General features: G+C 54.2%; 18 protein-coding genes. 6 read left to right on the forward strand and 12 right to left on the reverse strand.

From position 1 onward, the window contains the following. Positions 1–3 precede the first annotated feature (3 nt). The gene (ubiU, locus tag LZP96_RS12420; RefSeq protein ID WP_064327546.1) at positions 4–999 is read right to left on the reverse strand and encodes a ubiquinone anaerobic biosynthesis protein UbiU; all 996 of its coding nucleotides are present in this window, start codon (positions 997–999) and stop codon (positions 4–6) included. Positions 1,000–1,218: 219 nt separating this feature from the next. Here ubiU and ubiT point away from each other — a divergent pair, with 219 nt between their 5' ends. Next, complete coding sequence (ubiT, locus tag LZP96_RS12425; RefSeq protein ID WP_064327545.1) at positions 1,219–1,743, forward strand: ubiquinone anaerobic biosynthesis accessory factor UbiT; 525 nt, start codon at positions 1,219–1,221, stop codon at positions 1,741–1,743. Further along, positions 1,737–2,240 (forward strand): GNAT family N-acetyltransferase, encoded by a 504-nt coding sequence (locus LZP96_RS12430; RefSeq protein WP_064327544.1) that lies wholly within the window; start codon positions 1,737–1,739, stop codon positions 2,238–2,240. Before ubiT ends, LZP96_RS12430 begins: the two co-directional genes overlap by 7 nt. On the opposite strand, the gene LZP96_RS12435 is transcribed toward LZP96_RS12430, so the two are convergent. Further along, positions 2,227–2,556: a GIY-YIG nuclease family protein gene (locus LZP96_RS12435; RefSeq protein WP_269466927.1), complete on the reverse strand. Its 330-nt coding sequence runs from the start codon at positions 2,554–2,556 to the stop codon at positions 2,227–2,229. The genes LZP96_RS12430 and LZP96_RS12435 overlap by 14 nt on opposite strands. Positions 2,557–2,570: 14 nt before the next feature. Between LZP96_RS12435 and LZP96_RS12440 the strand changes: the two genes are divergently transcribed. Beyond that, positions 2,571–3,005 carry a YhbP family protein gene (locus LZP96_RS12440; RefSeq protein WP_064327542.1) on the forward strand — a complete coding sequence of 145 codons (435 nt, stop codon included), beginning with the start codon at positions 2,571–2,573 and terminating at the stop codon, positions 3,003–3,005. On the opposite strand, the gene LZP96_RS12445 is transcribed toward LZP96_RS12440, so the two are convergent. Next, on the reverse strand, positions 2,985–3,503 hold the full coding sequence (locus tag LZP96_RS12445) for a type 1 glutamine amidotransferase domain-containing protein (protein ID WP_064327541.1): 519 nt from the start codon (positions 3,501–3,503) through the stop codon (positions 2,985–2,987). The two genes, LZP96_RS12440 and LZP96_RS12445, sit on opposite strands and share 21 nt — an antisense overlap. A gap of 129 nt (positions 3,504–3,632) precedes the next feature. On the opposite strand from LZP96_RS12445, the gene LZP96_RS12450 reads away from it, so the two are divergent. After that, positions 3,633–4,277: an NAD(P)H-binding protein gene (locus tag LZP96_RS12450; RefSeq protein WP_064327540.1), complete on the forward strand. Its 645-nt coding sequence runs from the start codon at positions 3,633–3,635 to the stop codon at positions 4,275–4,277. Between the two features lie 40 nt (positions 4,278–4,317). Further along, on the forward strand, positions 4,318–5,355 hold the full coding sequence (locus tag LZP96_RS12455) for a permease (RefSeq protein ID WP_064327539.1): 1,038 nt from the start codon (positions 4,318–4,320) through the stop codon (positions 5,353–5,355). Positions 5,356–5,392: 37 nt separating this feature from the next. Here LZP96_RS12455 and dolP read toward each other — a convergent pair whose 3' ends face one another. Genes dolP through LZP96_RS12475 form a run of 4 tightly spaced genes read right to left on the reverse strand, consistent with a single transcriptional unit; the run spans position 5,393 to position 9,090 of the window. Beyond that, positions 5,393–5,968 (reverse strand): division/outer membrane stress-associated lipid-binding lipoprotein, encoded by a 576-nt coding sequence (dolP, locus tag LZP96_RS12460; protein WP_064327538.1) that lies wholly within the window; start codon positions 5,966–5,968, stop codon positions 5,393–5,395. 9 nt (positions 5,969–5,977) lie between these two features. Continuing rightward, the gene (diaA, locus tag LZP96_RS12465) at positions 5,978–6,568 is read right to left on the reverse strand and encodes a DnaA initiator-associating protein DiaA (RefSeq protein ID WP_003861754.1); all 591 of its coding nucleotides are present in this window, start codon (positions 6,566–6,568) and stop codon (positions 5,978–5,980) included. A 21-nt stretch (positions 6,569–6,589) separates the two neighbouring features. Continuing rightward, the gene (locus tag LZP96_RS12470) at positions 6,590–6,985 is read right to left on the reverse strand and encodes a YraN family protein (RefSeq protein WP_064327537.1); all 396 of its coding nucleotides are present in this window, start codon (positions 6,983–6,985) and stop codon (positions 6,590–6,592) included. Then, on the reverse strand, positions 6,943–9,090 hold the full coding sequence (locus tag LZP96_RS12475) for a penicillin-binding protein activator (RefSeq protein WP_064327536.1): 2,148 nt from the start codon (positions 9,088–9,090) through the stop codon (positions 6,943–6,945). The genes LZP96_RS12470 and LZP96_RS12475 overlap by 43 nt, the downstream gene beginning before the upstream one ends. Before the next feature lie 63 nt (positions 9,091–9,153). Here LZP96_RS12475 and rsmI point away from each other — a divergent pair, with 63 nt between their 5' ends. Then, on the forward strand, positions 9,154–10,017 hold the full coding sequence (rsmI, locus tag LZP96_RS12480) for a 16S rRNA (cytidine(1402)-2'-O)-methyltransferase (protein WP_064327535.1): 864 nt from the start codon (positions 9,154–9,156) through the stop codon (positions 10,015–10,017). A 137-nt stretch (positions 10,018–10,154) separates the two neighbouring features. Here the strand turns inward: rsmI and LZP96_RS12485 are convergent, their stop codons facing one another. From LZP96_RS12485 to gatA, 5 genes are all read right to left on the reverse strand, one after another. Then, positions 10,155–10,928, reverse strand: a complete 774-nt coding sequence (locus LZP96_RS12485; RefSeq protein WP_064327534.1) for a DeoR/GlpR family DNA-binding transcription regulator — start codon at positions 10,926–10,928, stop codon at positions 10,155–10,157. A 111-nt stretch (positions 10,929–11,039) separates the two neighbouring features. Beyond that, a complete protein-coding gene (gene gatD / locus LZP96_RS12490; protein WP_064327533.1) occupies positions 11,040–12,083 on the reverse strand; it encodes a galactitol-1-phosphate 5-dehydrogenase in 1,044 nt (347 codons plus the stop codon). 42 nt (positions 12,084–12,125) lie between these two features. Further along, the gene (locus LZP96_RS12495; RefSeq protein ID WP_064327532.1) at positions 12,126–13,499 is read right to left on the reverse strand and encodes a galactitol-specific PTS transporter subunit IIC; all 1,374 of its coding nucleotides are present in this window, start codon (positions 13,497–13,499) and stop codon (positions 12,126–12,128) included. 4 nt (positions 13,500–13,503) lie between these two features. Then, the gene (gene gatB / locus LZP96_RS12500) at positions 13,504–13,788 is read right to left on the reverse strand and encodes a PTS galactitol transporter subunit IIB (RefSeq protein WP_258926039.1); all 285 of its coding nucleotides are present in this window, start codon (positions 13,786–13,788) and stop codon (positions 13,504–13,506) included. Positions 13,789–13,814: 26 nt separating this feature from the next. After that, on the reverse strand, positions 13,815–14,282 hold the full coding sequence (gene gatA, locus LZP96_RS12505) for a PTS galactitol transporter subunit IIA (protein WP_064327530.1): 468 nt from the start codon (positions 14,280–14,282) through the stop codon (positions 13,815–13,817). Between the last annotated feature and the right edge of the window lie 4 nt (positions 14,283–14,286).

Consider the following 14,286-nt stretch of genomic DNA (forward strand, 5'->3'; position numbering starts at 1 on the left):
TTCTCACTGCCATTTACGGTGGTAGGCGCCAAGCGTGGTTTGTGTCCCTTCGGACATCGCGCCCAAAGTCTCCATCCACGCTGCCTGAGGGGCGTAATGTTGTGGATCGGCCATACAGCGGTCGATGGCCTGACGCCAGACTTTTGCCACCTGACTGACGTAGGCCGGGCTACGCTGGCGTCCTTCGATTTTTACCGAAGCGATGTTGGCCGCCAGCAGTTCAGGCAGGAGCTCCAGCGTATTAAGGCTGGTGGGCTCCTCCAGCGCATGGTAACGCTCGCCGTCCACCAGATAACGCCCTTTGCACAGCGTCGGGTACCCGGCGTTTTCATTGTCCTGATAACGGTCGATCAGCACGTCGTTCAGGCGAGACTCCAGCCCCTGCGGGGTTTGTTGCCAGCGCACGAAACGGGCAGGGGAGCACGCCCCAACCGTATTAGGGGATTCACCGGTTAAATAGGAAGAGAGGTAGCACCGCCCTTCGGCCATGATGCACAAACTGCCAAAGGCAAACACTTCCAGAGGCACAGGCGAGACGCGTGCCAGTTGCTTCACCTGATGAATGGAGAGCACGCGGGGCAAAACTACGCGGGCCACGTCAAAATGCTGATGATAAAACCGTACGGCCTCCTCATTGGTCGCGGAAGCCTGAACAGAGACATGGCGCTCAATATGCGGATAACGTTCTGCGGCATACTCAAGCATCGCGAGGTCGGCAAGGATTAAGGCATCCGCGCCTAACTGAGCCGCCATATCCACGGCGCGTTGCCAGCGGGCATAGCCATCAGGATGTGCAAAGGTATTGATGGCAATATGCAGCTTGCGGCGGTGCTGGTGAACAAAATTGACGGCTTCCTGGAGTTTTTTCTCCGTGAAGTTAAGACCAGCAAAGTGGCGGGCATTCGTGTCATCTTTCAGTCCGATATAAACCGCATCGGCGCCGTTTTCGATGGCCGCCTTAAGTGCCGGAAGATTTCCGGCCGGGCAGAGCAGCTCCATAATTTATCCTGACGTTTGCCGCCCCTGAGGGCGCAAAATTGTTAACGAACGGGGATTTTAATTAACCTCCATGCGACAATTTTTGATTTAAGGCAGCTAATGGCGTATTGATGTCACCAATAATGGAATTAACGCGATGCCAGTTTGTTGATTTACGCCGCTATCGTGGCGGCTGGATGTGGCAAAATAACTGGACTATCGAAATCAGGGAGTAAGCTCGTGCTGGATAAACTGCGTTCACGTCTCGTACACTTTGGTCCGTCACTGCTGAGCGTGCCGGTAAAACTGGCGCCGTTCGCGCTTAAGCGCCAGGTGCTTGAGCAAATGCTAAGCTGGCAGTTTCGTCAGGCGCTTGAAGAGGGCGAACTGGCATTTCTGGAAGGGCGCTGGTTGAGCATTGAAGTACGCGACATCGGTTTGCGCTGGTTCACCTCCGTTGAAGACGGCCGTTTGATCGTCAGTCCTTGTGCGGACGCCGACGTGAGTTTTAGCGCGGATGCCAGCGATTTGCTGATGATTGCCGCCCGTAAACAGGATCCGGATACGCTCTTCTTCCAGCGTCGGCTGGTCATCGAAGGGGATACTGAACTGGGTCTGTACGTCAAAAATTTGATGGATGCCATTGAGCTGGATCAGATGCCAAAGCCGCTCAGGCTGGTGCTGATGCAGATGGCCGATTTTGTTGAGGCTGGGCTGAAAACCCCGCCAGAGAGTAAACACACTTCAGTAGGTGAGCCATGCTGATTCGAGTTGAAATTGGCATTGATGCCCCGGGCATTGATGCACTTTTACGCCGATCGTTTCCGGATGATAGCGAAGCGCGGCTGGTCCAGGATCTGCGTGAAGATGGACTGATCACGCTGGGCCTGGTGGCCACTGACGACGAAGGCCACGTGGTCGGCTATGTCGCTTTTAGCCCCGTTTCTGTCGAGGGTGAAGAGCTGCAATGGGTCGGTATGGCACCGCTGGCGGTCGATGAAAATTATCGCGGTCAGGGGCTGGCGCGTCAGCTGGTCTATGAAGGGCTGGATTCGCTGAACGAATTTGGCTATGCCGCCGTCGTCACGCTGGGCGATCCGGAATTTTACCGGCGTTTAGGCTTTAAGCAGGCCGCGCATCACGATCTGCGCTGTCGCTGGCCGGGCACCGAAGCGGCTTTCCAGCTTCATCCTCTGGCAGATGACGCGCTTAATGGCGTCAGCGGGCTGGTTGAGTATCACGATCACTTTAATCGGTTTTAAGCAGGCTTTCGCGTAGCGCCTCAAAAGAACCGTCTCCGGCGACGAGGCGCTCTTTCTGGCGCTTCGTGAGCTGCTTAATGCGATATTCCATTCGTAACGCCAGCGAGCGTTCCCCCACGGGCGCTGAAAACGCCAGCGTGAGTTCACCCTTGCCCCGCAACGCTTTAGCCCCTTTTCCACATTGATGCTCGAGGAAGCGGCGGCCAACATCGGTCGTTATGCCCGTGTAGAGCGCATTATTGGCCGTTCGGACAAGATAGAGAAACCAGCACACGATACAAAAATTCAGTATGTTAAGGTGAACGCACGATAGCATGGGAGAGAGCAAAAATGGAAACTCTGGCCACCATTAATCGCTGGCTGGCAAAGCAGCACGTTGTCACCTGGTGTGTGCAGGAGAAAGGGGAGATGTGGTGCGCTAATGCGTTCTATGTGTACGACCCTGAACGCGTCGCTTTTTATGTCCTGAGCGAGGATAAAACCCGCCACGCGCAGATGACCGGTCTGCAGACAAAAGTCGCCGGCACGGTTAACGGACAACCTAAAACGGTAGCGTTGATCCGCGGCGTGCAGTTTGCAGGGGAAATCCGTCGGCTGGACGGTGAAGAAAGCGACGCGCAGCGAAAACGCTACCTGCGCCGCTTTCCGGTGGCCCGCGCGATGTCAGCCCCGGTCTGGGAGATACGCCTTGATGAACTCAAGTTCACCGACAACACGCTGGGGTTTGGTAAAAAGTTTTACTGGTTACGCGCCGAGCAAGCGTAGCGCTTCACGGTTAAACGCAGGAAGATCGTCCGGCGTCCGGCTGGTGACCAGCTGATCGTTATCAACCACCACTTCCTGATCGTAGAAATCAGCACCGGCATTTTTCAGATCGATAACGATCGGTTTCACCGCGGTTAGCTTACGTCCACGTACCACTTCGGCACTGATCAGCAGCTGCGGCCCGTGACAAATGGCGAAGACGGGTTTGCCGCTGGCGACAAAATCACGGGTGAAGTTGACAAAGCGTTCGTCACCGCGCAGGGAGTCCGGTGAGTGACCGCCTGGCAGCAGCAGGGCGTCAAAGTCCGCCGGGCGCACGTCATCAATGGCTTTATCGATGGTCACGCTGGCTTCGCCTTTATGGCCCTTAACCGTTTTCCCGGCTTCTTTCTCAATGGTAATCACGTCATGTCCGGCCTTGCGGAACGCTTCCGCAGGCGACGTAAATTCTGAATCTTCAAACTCGTCGGTAATCAAGACCGCAATTTTCTTGCTCATGTTTCCTCCGTTGTTTTGGCTTCAGACAGATTTTTCTCCGTTTGTGGTAAATACTTACCAGGAGCAGACTGATAAGTGTGGTTCAGCCTGCTGAGATCGCCAACGGACAAATCTGGAAAGGGGAAGAAAATGAGTCAGGTATTGATTACGGGGGGAACGGGGCTGGTGGGCGATCATCTGTTGCGTATGCTGATTCAGGAAAAAAGGGTGAGTGGCATTGCCGCCCCAACGCGTCGGCCGCTGGCCGATATTCCGGACGTTTTCAATCCGCACGATCCCCAGCTCACCGATGCGCTGGCGCAGGTATCCACTCCAGTTGATATCGCCTTTTGCTGTCTGGGCACCACCCGCCGTGAAGCCGGCAGCAAAGAGGCCTTTGTGCATGCGGATTACACGCTGGTCATCGACACCGCATTAACCGCCAAAAAATTGGGTGCCAGCCATTTTCTGGTTGTCAGCGCCTTAGGGGCCAGTGCGCACTCGCCGTTTTTCTACAACAAAGTGAAAGGTGAAATGGAAGAGGCGCTTATCGCACAGCAGTGGCCACGGCTGACCATCGTGCGTCCTTCTATGCTTCTTGGCGATCGCCAGAAGCGCCGGTTCAATGAGTCGCTGATGGCTCCGTTGTTCCAGCTTTTACCGGGAAACTGGAAATCCATTGATGCCCGGGACGTGGCGCGCGCCATGCTCAAAGAGGCATTATCGCCCTCTCAGGAAGGGGTGAATATCATTCCCTCAGGAAAACTGCGTGAAATTGCACAAGGTGAGGCGTAATATCCCCCGGCTTAATTAATTATCCTTCCCGGGGAATGCTATGACTGGTCAGTCTTCATCTCAGGCGGCAACACCGTTTCAATGGTGGAAGCCCGCGCTTTTCTTTCTCGTTGTCATTATGGGTCTTTGGTATGTGAAGTGGCAGCCGTATTACGGTAAGGCCTTCACCGCGGCTGAAACCCATAGCATCGGCAAATCTATTCTTGCACAAGCGGATACCAGCCCGATAAAAGCGGCCTGGGATTATGCGCTGGTTTACTTTCTGGCGGTCTGGAAAGCGGCGGTCCTGGGGGTCCTTCTCGGTTCCCTGATTCAGGTCTTGATCCCTCGTCACTGGCTTCTGCGTACGTTAGGGCAACCCCGTTTTCAGGGAACGCTACTGGGCACGCTTTTTGCCCTGCCGGGAATGATGTGTACCTGTTGCGCCGCGCCGGTGGTGGCTGGGATGCGGCGTCAGCGTGTCTCGATGGGCGGGGCGCTGGCGTTCTGGATGGGCAACCCTTTGCTCAACCCGGCGACGCTAGTGTTCATGGGATTTGTTCTCGGCTGGTATTTTGCCTTTATTCGTCTGGTTGCCGGACTGATTACCGTGCTGGTGGTCGCGTCGCTGGTGCAAAAAATGGTGAAAGAGTCTGCGCAACCCGCAGCGCCGGTCGATATTGACATTCCTGAGCCGCAGGGCAGTTTCCTGACGCGCTGGGGAAAGGCGCTCTGGCAGCTTTTCTGGAGCACTATCCCGGTCTATATTCTGGCGGTGCTGATTCTGGGCGCGGCGCGGGTCTGGCTTTTCCCGCATGCTGATGGCGCCATTGATAATACGATCCTGTGGGTCATTGCCATGGCGGTCGTCGGGTGCCTGTTCGTGATTCCAACGGCGGCTGAAATTCCAATTGTGCAAACCCTGATGATGGCGGGGATGGGGATGGCGCCAGCGTTAGCGCTGTTAATTACGCTGCCTGCCGTGAGCCTGCCGTCGCTTGTCATGCTGCGTCAAACCTTCCCGGCAAAAGCCCTTTGGCTGACCGGTGCGCTGGTGGCGGTGAGTGGTATGATTACAGGCAGCCTTGCACTGCTCTAAGACCAAAAAAAAGCCCGGCAAACGCCGGGCTATTTTTTTATTTGATATAGGTAAAGGCGGTGGTGACGCGTTTTACCCCGCTGACGCGGCTGGCAATATCCGCGGCGGCTTTGCCTTCACGATCCGTGACCAGACCCAGCAGGAACACCTCGCCGTTTTCAGTGGTCACTTTCACATTAGACGATTTCACCTGATCGCTACCCAACAGCTGTGAACGCACTTTGGTGGTGATCCAGGTATCGGATGAGGCATCTCCCAGGCCGATAGGCTGGCCCTGACGCACTTCGTTATACACTTCGGTCGCGCCGTCTACACCCATTGCGATCTGTTTAGCGCGCGCCGCCAGGTCGGGGTTCGGTGCCTGACCCGCCAGCAACACTTTGCCCTGGTACGCGGTAACGTTAATGCGTGCTTCTTTCTTAATTTGTTCATCTTTAGAAAGGGCGCTATTCACGCGTAGCTCCAGCGTGCCGTCATCCACCTGTGTTCCCACGGAGCGCGGATCGGTCGCTGCTTTAGTGCCCACAGCCGCGGTACCGACAACGGCGGCGGCAATACATCCCTGAAGTAGCAGTGCAGAAACGAGGACTGCGAGGGTCGATAATGCCTTCATTATTACTCCTTAATCATCCTGGTGAGGGAAAAGCGTGTTATCGATCAGATCGCATAAACAGTTCACCGTCAGCATGTGCATCTCCTGAATACGTGCACTGCGATGGGACGGGATGCGAATTTCCACATCCTGCGGCCCTAACAGCCCGGCCAGTTCGCCGCCATCGTAGCCTGTCAACGCCACGATGGTCATATCGCGGGTGACGGCAGCTTCAACGGCTTTGACGATGTCGCGGCTATTCCCACGGGTAGAAATCGCTAATAAAACATCCCCCGCATGGCCCAGCGCACGCACCTGTTTTGCGTAAATTTCATCATGCAGACGATCGTTTGCAATCGCCGTTAAGACCACATTATCGGTATTAAGTGCAATGGCAGGTAAACTAGGACGCTCTGTTTCAAAACGATTAATCATGCTGGCAGCAAAATGCTGTGCGTTGGCGGCGGAGGTGCCGTTGCCACAACAGAGGATTTTGTTGCCATTAAGCAGGGATTGCACCAGCGTCATCGCTGCACGGGAAATAGCATCCGGAAGGGCTTCTGCCGCGGCAATCTGAGTCTGAATGCTTTCTGTGAAGCACACCTTAATTCTTTCGAGCACGTTATCCCTTTAAATTCTTAATTAGGCGTCTTCGCCAAACGCGTTTTTAAGCCATTCAATGTCGTTTCCGGTGAAGGCTACCACATCGAACCGGCAATCCACAGTATCAAAACTCCCATTATGGCGGGCAAGCCACAAGTGGGCAGTCTGTAATAATTTATGTTGTTTGGCGAGCGTCACGCTGGCAGCAGCGCCACCAAAGTGAGACGACTGTCGGAAACGCACTTCAACAAACACGATGATCTCATGCTCTTTCATGATGAGATCAATCTCGCCGCCACGACCGCGGACGTTGGCGGCGACAAAACGCAGTCCTTTGCCTTCAAGCCAGCGACGCGCTTTTAACTCCCACGCGTCGCCGGTCTGCTTGCGGCTTAACTGGCCGGGACGATTTGCCCCTGCTGGTATTTGAGCCATGATAACTTCCTGTTAATCACACAATCCTGATTCGCCGTCAGATCGCCGGTATTTCCGCTGATCTCATAGCCCGGTACCTGACGCATCTGGGTAAAGTTATTCGCCAGCGCCCAGGCATCGACGCCCATCGCATAGAGGCGCGCCAGAGAGTAGTCGTTACGTACGCTGCTCAGCGCCTGCTGCATCAGCGCCGGGTTGCTGCCTGCCAGCATCGGGATTTCGCTGTACTGCAAGCCATCCATCTCCAGACGGAAGTCCGGCCCGGCGGTGCCCTGCGCGCTGCGCGAACTGGCGTACAGGGTGACGCCGCTCTGGCTGCCGTTACGCATCGCAATCATCGGTTTGATAAAGGCGATCTCTTCCGGGGTGGCGACAATGTACGCTGCATCGACCTTCCCGCCGCCGCTAATCTGCGCATCCGTTGGCGGGGCTGGAATAGTCAGACCGCCGATCGTCACGCTTTGTTGCTGAGGCAGGCTGGCAGTGACCGGGCTACCGGTGAGCGCAATGCCCGCACCGCCGTTTACACCCGCACGTAGTTCCGCGCTGGAGCCGAATTTTTGTTGCAGAACCACACCGCCGCCCAGCTGTTGCCACTCCTGTGCAAACGCGTTCGCCACGCGATCGCCCAGCGTGCTACGCGGCGTAAGGAGTAATGGGGCCTGTTTACCCTGTTCATGAATATGACGCGCCGCATCGCGGGCTTCATCTTCAGGCGACAGAGCGAAGTAACAAATATTTGCGCGATTCTGCACCTGCTCTGGCTGATTCAGGGCCAGAACATTGAGCGTCGTGGTGCTTTTCATCAGCTCTTCGACATTGTTTTTCAGCAGCGGGCCAACCACGATGCTGGCGCCGTCCTGTTGAACCTGCGCCAGAACCTGGTCGAGCGGCTGAGAGCTGGTGTCGTAGATTTTCAGCTCAGCGCCCGGGTTTGCGCTGGTGGTGGCCATCATCGGCGGCTGCGCTGCGGGTTGCTGTTCAGGTGTCGTGCTTTGCGTCTGTTCAACGGGAGCGGCGTCCGTCGTCGGGGCTGCCTGGGTTTCAACAGGTGCCTGAGCAGCCTGTGCAGGTGCCGCGGCAGGAGGCGTCGTTGGTGCCGTCACCGGATTTTGCAGGGTGCCCTGGGCAGGCGTTTGCGCCGTGGTCAGATCGTTGGTCTCAGCGGCGGAAGGGCTCACAACGTCGTTCACGTTTGCAGCCTGCGCACCCTGAACCGGAACCGCGCTGCCCGACACCGCCGTGGTGCCGTTCTTCGCGGCTTCAAAGCCTTGCTGAATAGTGCGGCCAAACACCGCGGCCTGGCCATTCAACGGCAGCAGCAGCGCGATTTTGCTGGTGGAGGCAGGCTTAAAGTTCTGCACGTTCACCAGCTGCGTTGGCAGCATTTTAGCGCCAGGGTTCTGCGGATAGCGGGTCTGCCAGTCGGTAATACCGGCTTTCAGCATTTTTGGATCGCTGCGATTGTTAAACCACATCTGCTGTAAATCGAGCCAGCCCTGCAGCACATTCTCGTCGGCATTAATGACCAGGGTTTGCGCCTGTTCAGGCGTCATCGACGAGAGGGCCTGCCAGGTCGCGTCAATGTTTTTCTGCTTATCGGCTCCGCTTAACAGCGGCTCCTGGGCAATCAGGGCGCGTAACAGCGTCAGCGACGGACGACCCTGTTCAGCCGTAATCCCCGCCTGCCAGAAACGCGCCTGCTGGTTTTTATCCAGCGCGCTGATATCTATCCCGCCGAGGATCTTTTTCGCAGCCGGGAAATCTTTCGCGGCAACTTTCATCTCGGCAGACAGCAAGGTTTGCTCGCGGCGCTGCGTATCGTTCAGCTCCTGCGGCAGTTGATTATACAAATCGAGGGCTTGCTGCGTTTTGCCTTCGTTCAGGAGTGCACGAATGGCAAGTAATTGCCAGTTGGTCTTGGTATCATTTGAACTCTGCGACATTTGTTGCAGGTAAAAGCCGGAATCAGCTTGTGCCGAGCCTTGCATATGGGCTTGACTCTGATCGGGTGCCTGGGTGCCACAGCCTGCAAAGAGCAGGGCTGCCAGCACAACAGGAAGGCTGCGCGAAGCTTTTGTTCGAAGAAACGTTAACGGTACCATACTGTATCCAGTGATATTTTTTTAGGCAATGCTCAATATTAAATCGGCAATACGGACTAAACAATGAAACAACACGAAACGGCAGATAATTCTCAAGGCCAGCTTTATATTGTACCTACTCCTATCGGGAATTTGTCTGATATTACCCAACGTGCGCTTACCGTCTTGCAAGCTGTTGATTTAATTGCCGCTGAAGATACCCGTCATACCGGTTTATTGCTCCAGCACTTCGCCATTAGCGCCCGTTTGTTCGCCTTACACGATCATAATGAGCAACAAAAAGCTGAAACGCTGGTCGCCAAACTGAAAGAAGGGCAGAACATCGCATTGGTTTCCGATGCGGGTACCCCGTTGATTAACGATCCTGGCTATCACCTGGTGCGCACCTGTCGTGAAGCCGGCATCAGAGTCGTGCCGTTGCCTGGTCCTTGTGCCGCCATTGCCGCACTCAGCGCGGCGGGCCTGCCGTCCGATCGCTTCTGCTACGAAGGTTTCCTGCCCGCCAAATCCAAAGGCCGTCGCGACACGCTAAAAGAACTGGAAGCAGAGCCGCGCACCCTGATTTTCTATGAATCGACTCACCGTCTTCTGGAAAGCTTAGAAGATATGGTGACCGTCTGGGGCGAATCCCGCTATGTGGTTCTGGCACGCGAGCTGACCAAAACCTGGGAAACCATCCACGGCGCCCCGGTGGGCGAGCTGCTCGCCTGGGTTAAAGAGGATGAAAATCGTCGTAAAGGCGAAATGGTGTTGATCGTTGAAGGTCATAAAGCCCAGGAGGACGCACTGCCTGCCGACGCATTGCGTACCCTTGCGCTGCTGCAAGCCGAGCTGCCGCTGAAAAAAGCCGCCGCGCTGGCCGCAGAGATTCACGGCGTGAAGAAGAACGCGCTCTATAAGTATGCGCTTGAGCAGCAGGGAGAGTAACAGGAGATAGCTTGTTCTGGCCGGGTGGCGCGACGCTTGCCCGGCTCAGATTTTCAAAATGTCGGAAGAAATGTCGGAAGAAATGTCGGAAGAAATGTCGGAAGAAATGTCGGAAGAAACGCTGCCTTCACCAACAGCTACACCGTAATGATCTCCGTTCCTGTTTTGAGCAGAAGATCTCTTTCATGTTTGCTGATTCCATCATCCGTAATCACACAGTCAATTTGCGCCATAGGAAGCACCTGGTTAAACCCCCGACGGTTGAACTTACTGGCATCCAGAACCGCAATGACTTTATGCGCAGCGGCTGCCATGACGCTACTTATTGAGTAACCCTCATTGAATGTCGTTATACCATTGGTAGCATCGATACCATCAGCACCAACAAACATCAGGTCCGCGCTAATTCCGGCAAGAGAACGTTCGGCAATAGTACCGTGCATTGAATGGGTTTTATGACGTACCGTACCGCCGCAAACAACCAGTGTAATATCTTTATTTTCGGAAAGAGCAAACGCGGCGGGAAGACTGTTCGTAATAACCGTAATGTTACCTTTTTTAGTCAGCGCTTCTGCGATCAACATGGTCGTACTTCCGCTATCCAGAATAACGGTCATCCCTTCCTGTATCATCGCCGTTGCGGCCTGTGCGATACGCTTTTTAGGATCGCTTGCAAGCTGGTATCGCTCTTCGAGCACCACTTCCTGGTTATCATTTTCCGCAAGATTACTTCCGGGTCTGGCGGCGCCGCCGTGAAAACGTGTCACTAACCCTTTCTCTTCCAGAAGTCGCAGGTCTGTACGTATGGTGACTTCCGAGATACCGAACATATTCGAAAGGTCGAGCACCATTACGCTGCCCTGAGCGTTGACGAGGTCAACTATTTTGTTCCTTCGTTCAAATGAGTTCATATTGAAGTGCCTGATAATTAACTCTCCCTATTCTAATCGAAGGTATGCGAAAGGTGTACGGTAATATTACGAAAGTAAATGTGAGCCAGCTCTGGTTGCTGGCTCGAGAGATTATGCGAAGCGCAACATAATTTTGCCTTGCATCGGAGCACCATTCAGCGCCTGCACGGCTTGAGCAAAACTCTCGCTATCTCCACTATGTGCAATCAGGGGCGCAAGCTGTAGTTTTTTCGCCGAAAGCAGACGGGTAGCTGTTTCCCACTCTTCTCCTGGCCACGGGGCTGAATAGTTCATCCAGCTTCCCAAAAGCTTTAGCTCCTTACGCAGAATTTTGCCAAATGTTGCGGCGGGTAAGTTCAGGTCATTGTGCAGCGTTCCTACCAGGGCAACCTGCGCGCGTGGACCGGCAATATCAATGGCAAGTGAAACGGTTTGTGGCGTTCCAGCTGTCTCCAGCACCAACTGATCAAATCTGCGGTCAGTCATCGCGGTAAGGATCTCGTCAGCGCTTTGATAGAGACTGTTAAATACCTCAGTAGCCCCCAGTCGTTTCGCCAGAGCGAGCTTATCGTCATTGATATCAATGGCGCTCACGCTATTTGCGCCAAGCGCCAGTGCACACTGCATTGCCAGAAGACCGATAGTACCCGCCCCAACGATAATGACATTTTTTCCTTCGCAGCCCGCGGCAAGATGAAACGCGTGCAGCCCTACGGTAATTGGCTCAATAAAGGCGCCATCTTCAATCGCCATCGCTTCAGGAAGGCGGAATACATTCGCGCGTTTCACGACGATATACTCCGCGTTGCCGCCTTCACTACGCGAGCCGACGAACTGATAATTTTTACATAACGAGTAATAACCCTTCTCACATTCCGGACAGGAAAAACAGGGCAGTAATGGGACGCAGGCCACCGCATCGCCTGGTTTAAGATCCTTTACGGAATCGCCGCAAGCCGCGACATATCCGCTAAATTCATGGCCCAGTGTTATGGGGTAGTAATGTGCCCCTTTGGCGAAAATACGCGGGATGTCCGAGCCACATAAACCTGAGCACACAATGCGTACCAATACATCATCTGTGCCCTGTATTTGAGGTAGGGGGCGTTCTTCAACGCGCACGCTGCCCTCAGCGTGAATAACCACTGATTTCATGATCTACTCCAGAAAAAGAAGGGGAGCGCCGCCCCCCGAATATTAAGATGCCGTCTGGTCTTCCAGGCTGGCAGCACTCTTCTCGGCTGTTGTAAACGCGCGGGCGCGACGCCAGGTGAGTAGTACACCTGTGAAGTAAAGTGCGCCAATAACGATGAAACCAACGACGTTTTGCCAGGTAAAGAGTTGGATTAACAACCAGGTGACAGGGGAACCCCCCTGGTCCATTGAGGCCACCATGCCGCCCGTTTTCAGGGCACCAGCATTCTGTGCAAGTTGCGTATGCAGGCCAATTGTCTGCGTCGCAATCCACAGCGTAATAGCCATAATAAGGGTCCCGGAGATTAACGTGCGGAACAAGTTACCCTGATGAACCGCCACGGCCATAGCAACAAAGAAGCCGATAGTCGCCAGATCACCGAACGGCAGCACCTGGTTGCCGGGTACCAGTACCGCAATAAGAATGGTTAATGGAATAAAAATCAGACTGGCAGAAACCACGGACGTGTGGCCGAGCAGCAGCGCCGGATCGAGACCAATCAGAAACTCTTGCCCGCCAAATTTTGCCTGCAGGCGTTTACGTGCATGCTTAGCAATTGGCGTTAAACCATCCATGATAGGCTTGATAACGCGGGGCATCAGGAGCATGACGGCGGCTGTTTTCACGGCGAGTTGCAATACCGATTTTGCGTCATAACCAGCCAGGAGTCCGATTACCAGCCCCATGACGAAACCGACCGTCACCGGTTCACCAAAAGGTCCAAACCGTCTTTGCACGTCATCCGCGCTAAAATGAATGCGTTTCAGACCGGGAACTTTATCGATGAGCGTATCGACCAGTACCGCGATTGGGCCAAGATACGCTGAAGAGCCGTGAGGAATAGCGATGCCTTCCAGGCCGAAGAATTCCTTCGTATCTCTGGCAAACCAGTCACCTAGTTTGTAGACAAACGCCGCGTGAACAACAACACCCAGGATCCCCAGCCAGTACGAGCCGGTTGCCAGATGCAGCATTGCGCCGGTAAACGTCATATGCCAGATATTCCAGATATCCACATTAACCACGCGCGTCATGCGCGTCACTAACATCAACACGTTCACACCGATTGCCACGGGGATCGCAACCAGTGCGATTTGCGAGGCCCAGGTCATGGGGGATGAACCCGGCCAGCCGACGTCAACAACGTGCAGGTTGATCTGGAAATGCTCTGCCATCGCTTTCGCGGCCGGGCCAATCGAATCAAGCATCAAGCCGATAACCAGTCCAATCCCGACAAAGCCAATGCCAATATGAAGACCTGATTTAAAACAATCACCCAGCTTCATTCCCAGCATCTTTGAGAAGATGATAATCACAATGGGCAACATTACGGTTGGACCCAGATCGAGGATATACCGCATGATTTCGGTAAACATGATCTCACCCCTTGAGGATTGTCAGAATTTTTTGCTGCAATGGTTCGATGCCAACACCTGAGATAAACGGCATACCATGTACGACAGGGATATCACCAAAGGTTCTGTCGACTTTCGCCGTAGTACAGATCAGGTTTGCGCCATCCATATAGGTTTCGATTTTGGTGACACGGCATTGAACAAGGTCCAGTTCAATATGGTGGGCCTCACACAGCTCTTTAATTTCTTCTGCTGCCATGGTTGAAGTGGCGACAGCTCCGCCACAGGCAACGATAACTTTACGTTTCATAGGGCATTCCTTTTATTATCAGTGTGTTATGAAGCCTGCATACAAGAGGTAGGCTCAAGGATCGTCTCCCGAAAACGTTGGGCGAGAAGCTCTGCTGGTACGCTCAACAGCATGTCCAACGTCTCTGGGTTTTGCAGCTCACTAAACAGACGACGCAACAATTTCATTTGCGCCGCAGGATTCTCAACAATCAGTGCAATAATGAGTGAAACCGCCACCCTTTCATCATCATCGGCCTGCTGAAAATTCACAGGCTTGTCCGGACGAATGAGGTAAATGGCTGGTTTTTTCGCATGTATTGCTTCGCAATGGGGGATGGCGACAGCATGACGTTCAAGCGCAATGCCGGTTGGATAGCTCATCTCTCTTTCAAGAAGAGCGGCAGGATAGGTCATGTGCACGACGTCTTTTGCCAGCATCTCTTCACCAATATGGGCCAGCGCCATTTGGCAGTTTTCAAACTCTATTCCGGTACGGACATAAACGTGACTCATAGCT

The sequence above is a fragment of the Huaxiibacter chinensis genome (genome assembly GCF_022171985.1).
GTDB lineage: Bacteria > Pseudomonadota > Gammaproteobacteria > Enterobacterales > Enterobacteriaceae > Enterobacter > Enterobacter chinensis_A.

Bases quoted from the DNA above. Each gene is read 5' to 3' on its own strand.
- LZP96_RS12450 (WP_064327540.1), top strand. From the start codon at position 3,633: ATGAGTCAGGTATTGATTACGGGGGGAACGGGGCTGGTGGGCGATCAT.
- LZP96_RS12495 (WP_064327532.1), bottom strand. From the start codon at position 13,499: ATGTTTACCGAAATCATGCGGTATATCCTCGATCTGGGTCCAACCGTA.
- LZP96_RS12475 (WP_064327536.1), bottom strand. From the start codon at position 9,090: ATGGTACCGTTAACGTTTCTTCGAACAAAAGCTTCGCGCAGCCTTCCT.
- gatB (WP_258926039.1), bottom strand. From the start codon at position 13,788: ATGAAACGTAAAGTTATCGTTGCCTGTGGCGGAGCTGTCGCCACTTCA.
- LZP96_RS12430 (WP_064327544.1), top strand. From the start codon at position 1,737: ATGCTGATTCGAGTTGAAATTGGCATTGATGCCCCGGGCATTGATGCA.
- ubiU (WP_064327546.1), bottom strand. From the start codon at position 999: ATGGAGCTGCTCTGCCCGGCCGGAAATCTTCCGGCACTTAAGGCGGCC.
- gatD (WP_064327533.1), bottom strand. From the start codon at position 12,083: ATGAAATCAGTGGTTATTCACGCTGAGGGCAGCGTGCGCGTTGAAGAA.
- LZP96_RS12485 (WP_064327534.1), bottom strand. From the start codon at position 10,928: ATGAACTCATTTGAACGAAGGAACAAAATAGTTGACCTCGTCAACGCT.
- LZP96_RS12470 (WP_064327537.1), bottom strand. From the start codon at position 6,985: ATGGCTCAAATACCAGCAGGGGCAAATCGTCCCGGCCAGTTAAGCCGC.
- dolP (WP_064327538.1), bottom strand. From the start codon at position 5,968: ATGAAGGCATTATCGACCCTCGCAGTCCTCGTTTCTGCACTGCTACTT.
- LZP96_RS12445 (WP_064327541.1), bottom strand. From the start codon at position 3,503: ATGAGCAAGAAAATTGCGGTCTTGATTACCGACGAGTTTGAAGATTCA.
- LZP96_RS12455 (WP_064327539.1), top strand. From the start codon at position 4,318: ATGACTGGTCAGTCTTCATCTCAGGCGGCAACACCGTTTCAATGGTGG.
- rsmI (WP_064327535.1), top strand. From the start codon at position 9,154: ATGAAACAACACGAAACGGCAGATAATTCTCAAGGCCAGCTTTATATT.
- LZP96_RS12440 (WP_064327542.1), top strand. From the start codon at position 2,571: ATGGAAACTCTGGCCACCATTAATCGCTGGCTGGCAAAGCAGCACGTT.
- gatA (WP_064327530.1), bottom strand. From the start codon at position 14,282: ATGAGTCACGTTTATGTCCGTACCGGAATAGAGTTTGAAAACTGCCAA.
- LZP96_RS12435 (WP_269466927.1), bottom strand. From the start codon at position 2,556: ATGCTATCGTGCGTTCACCTTAACATACTGAATTTTTGTATCGTGTGC.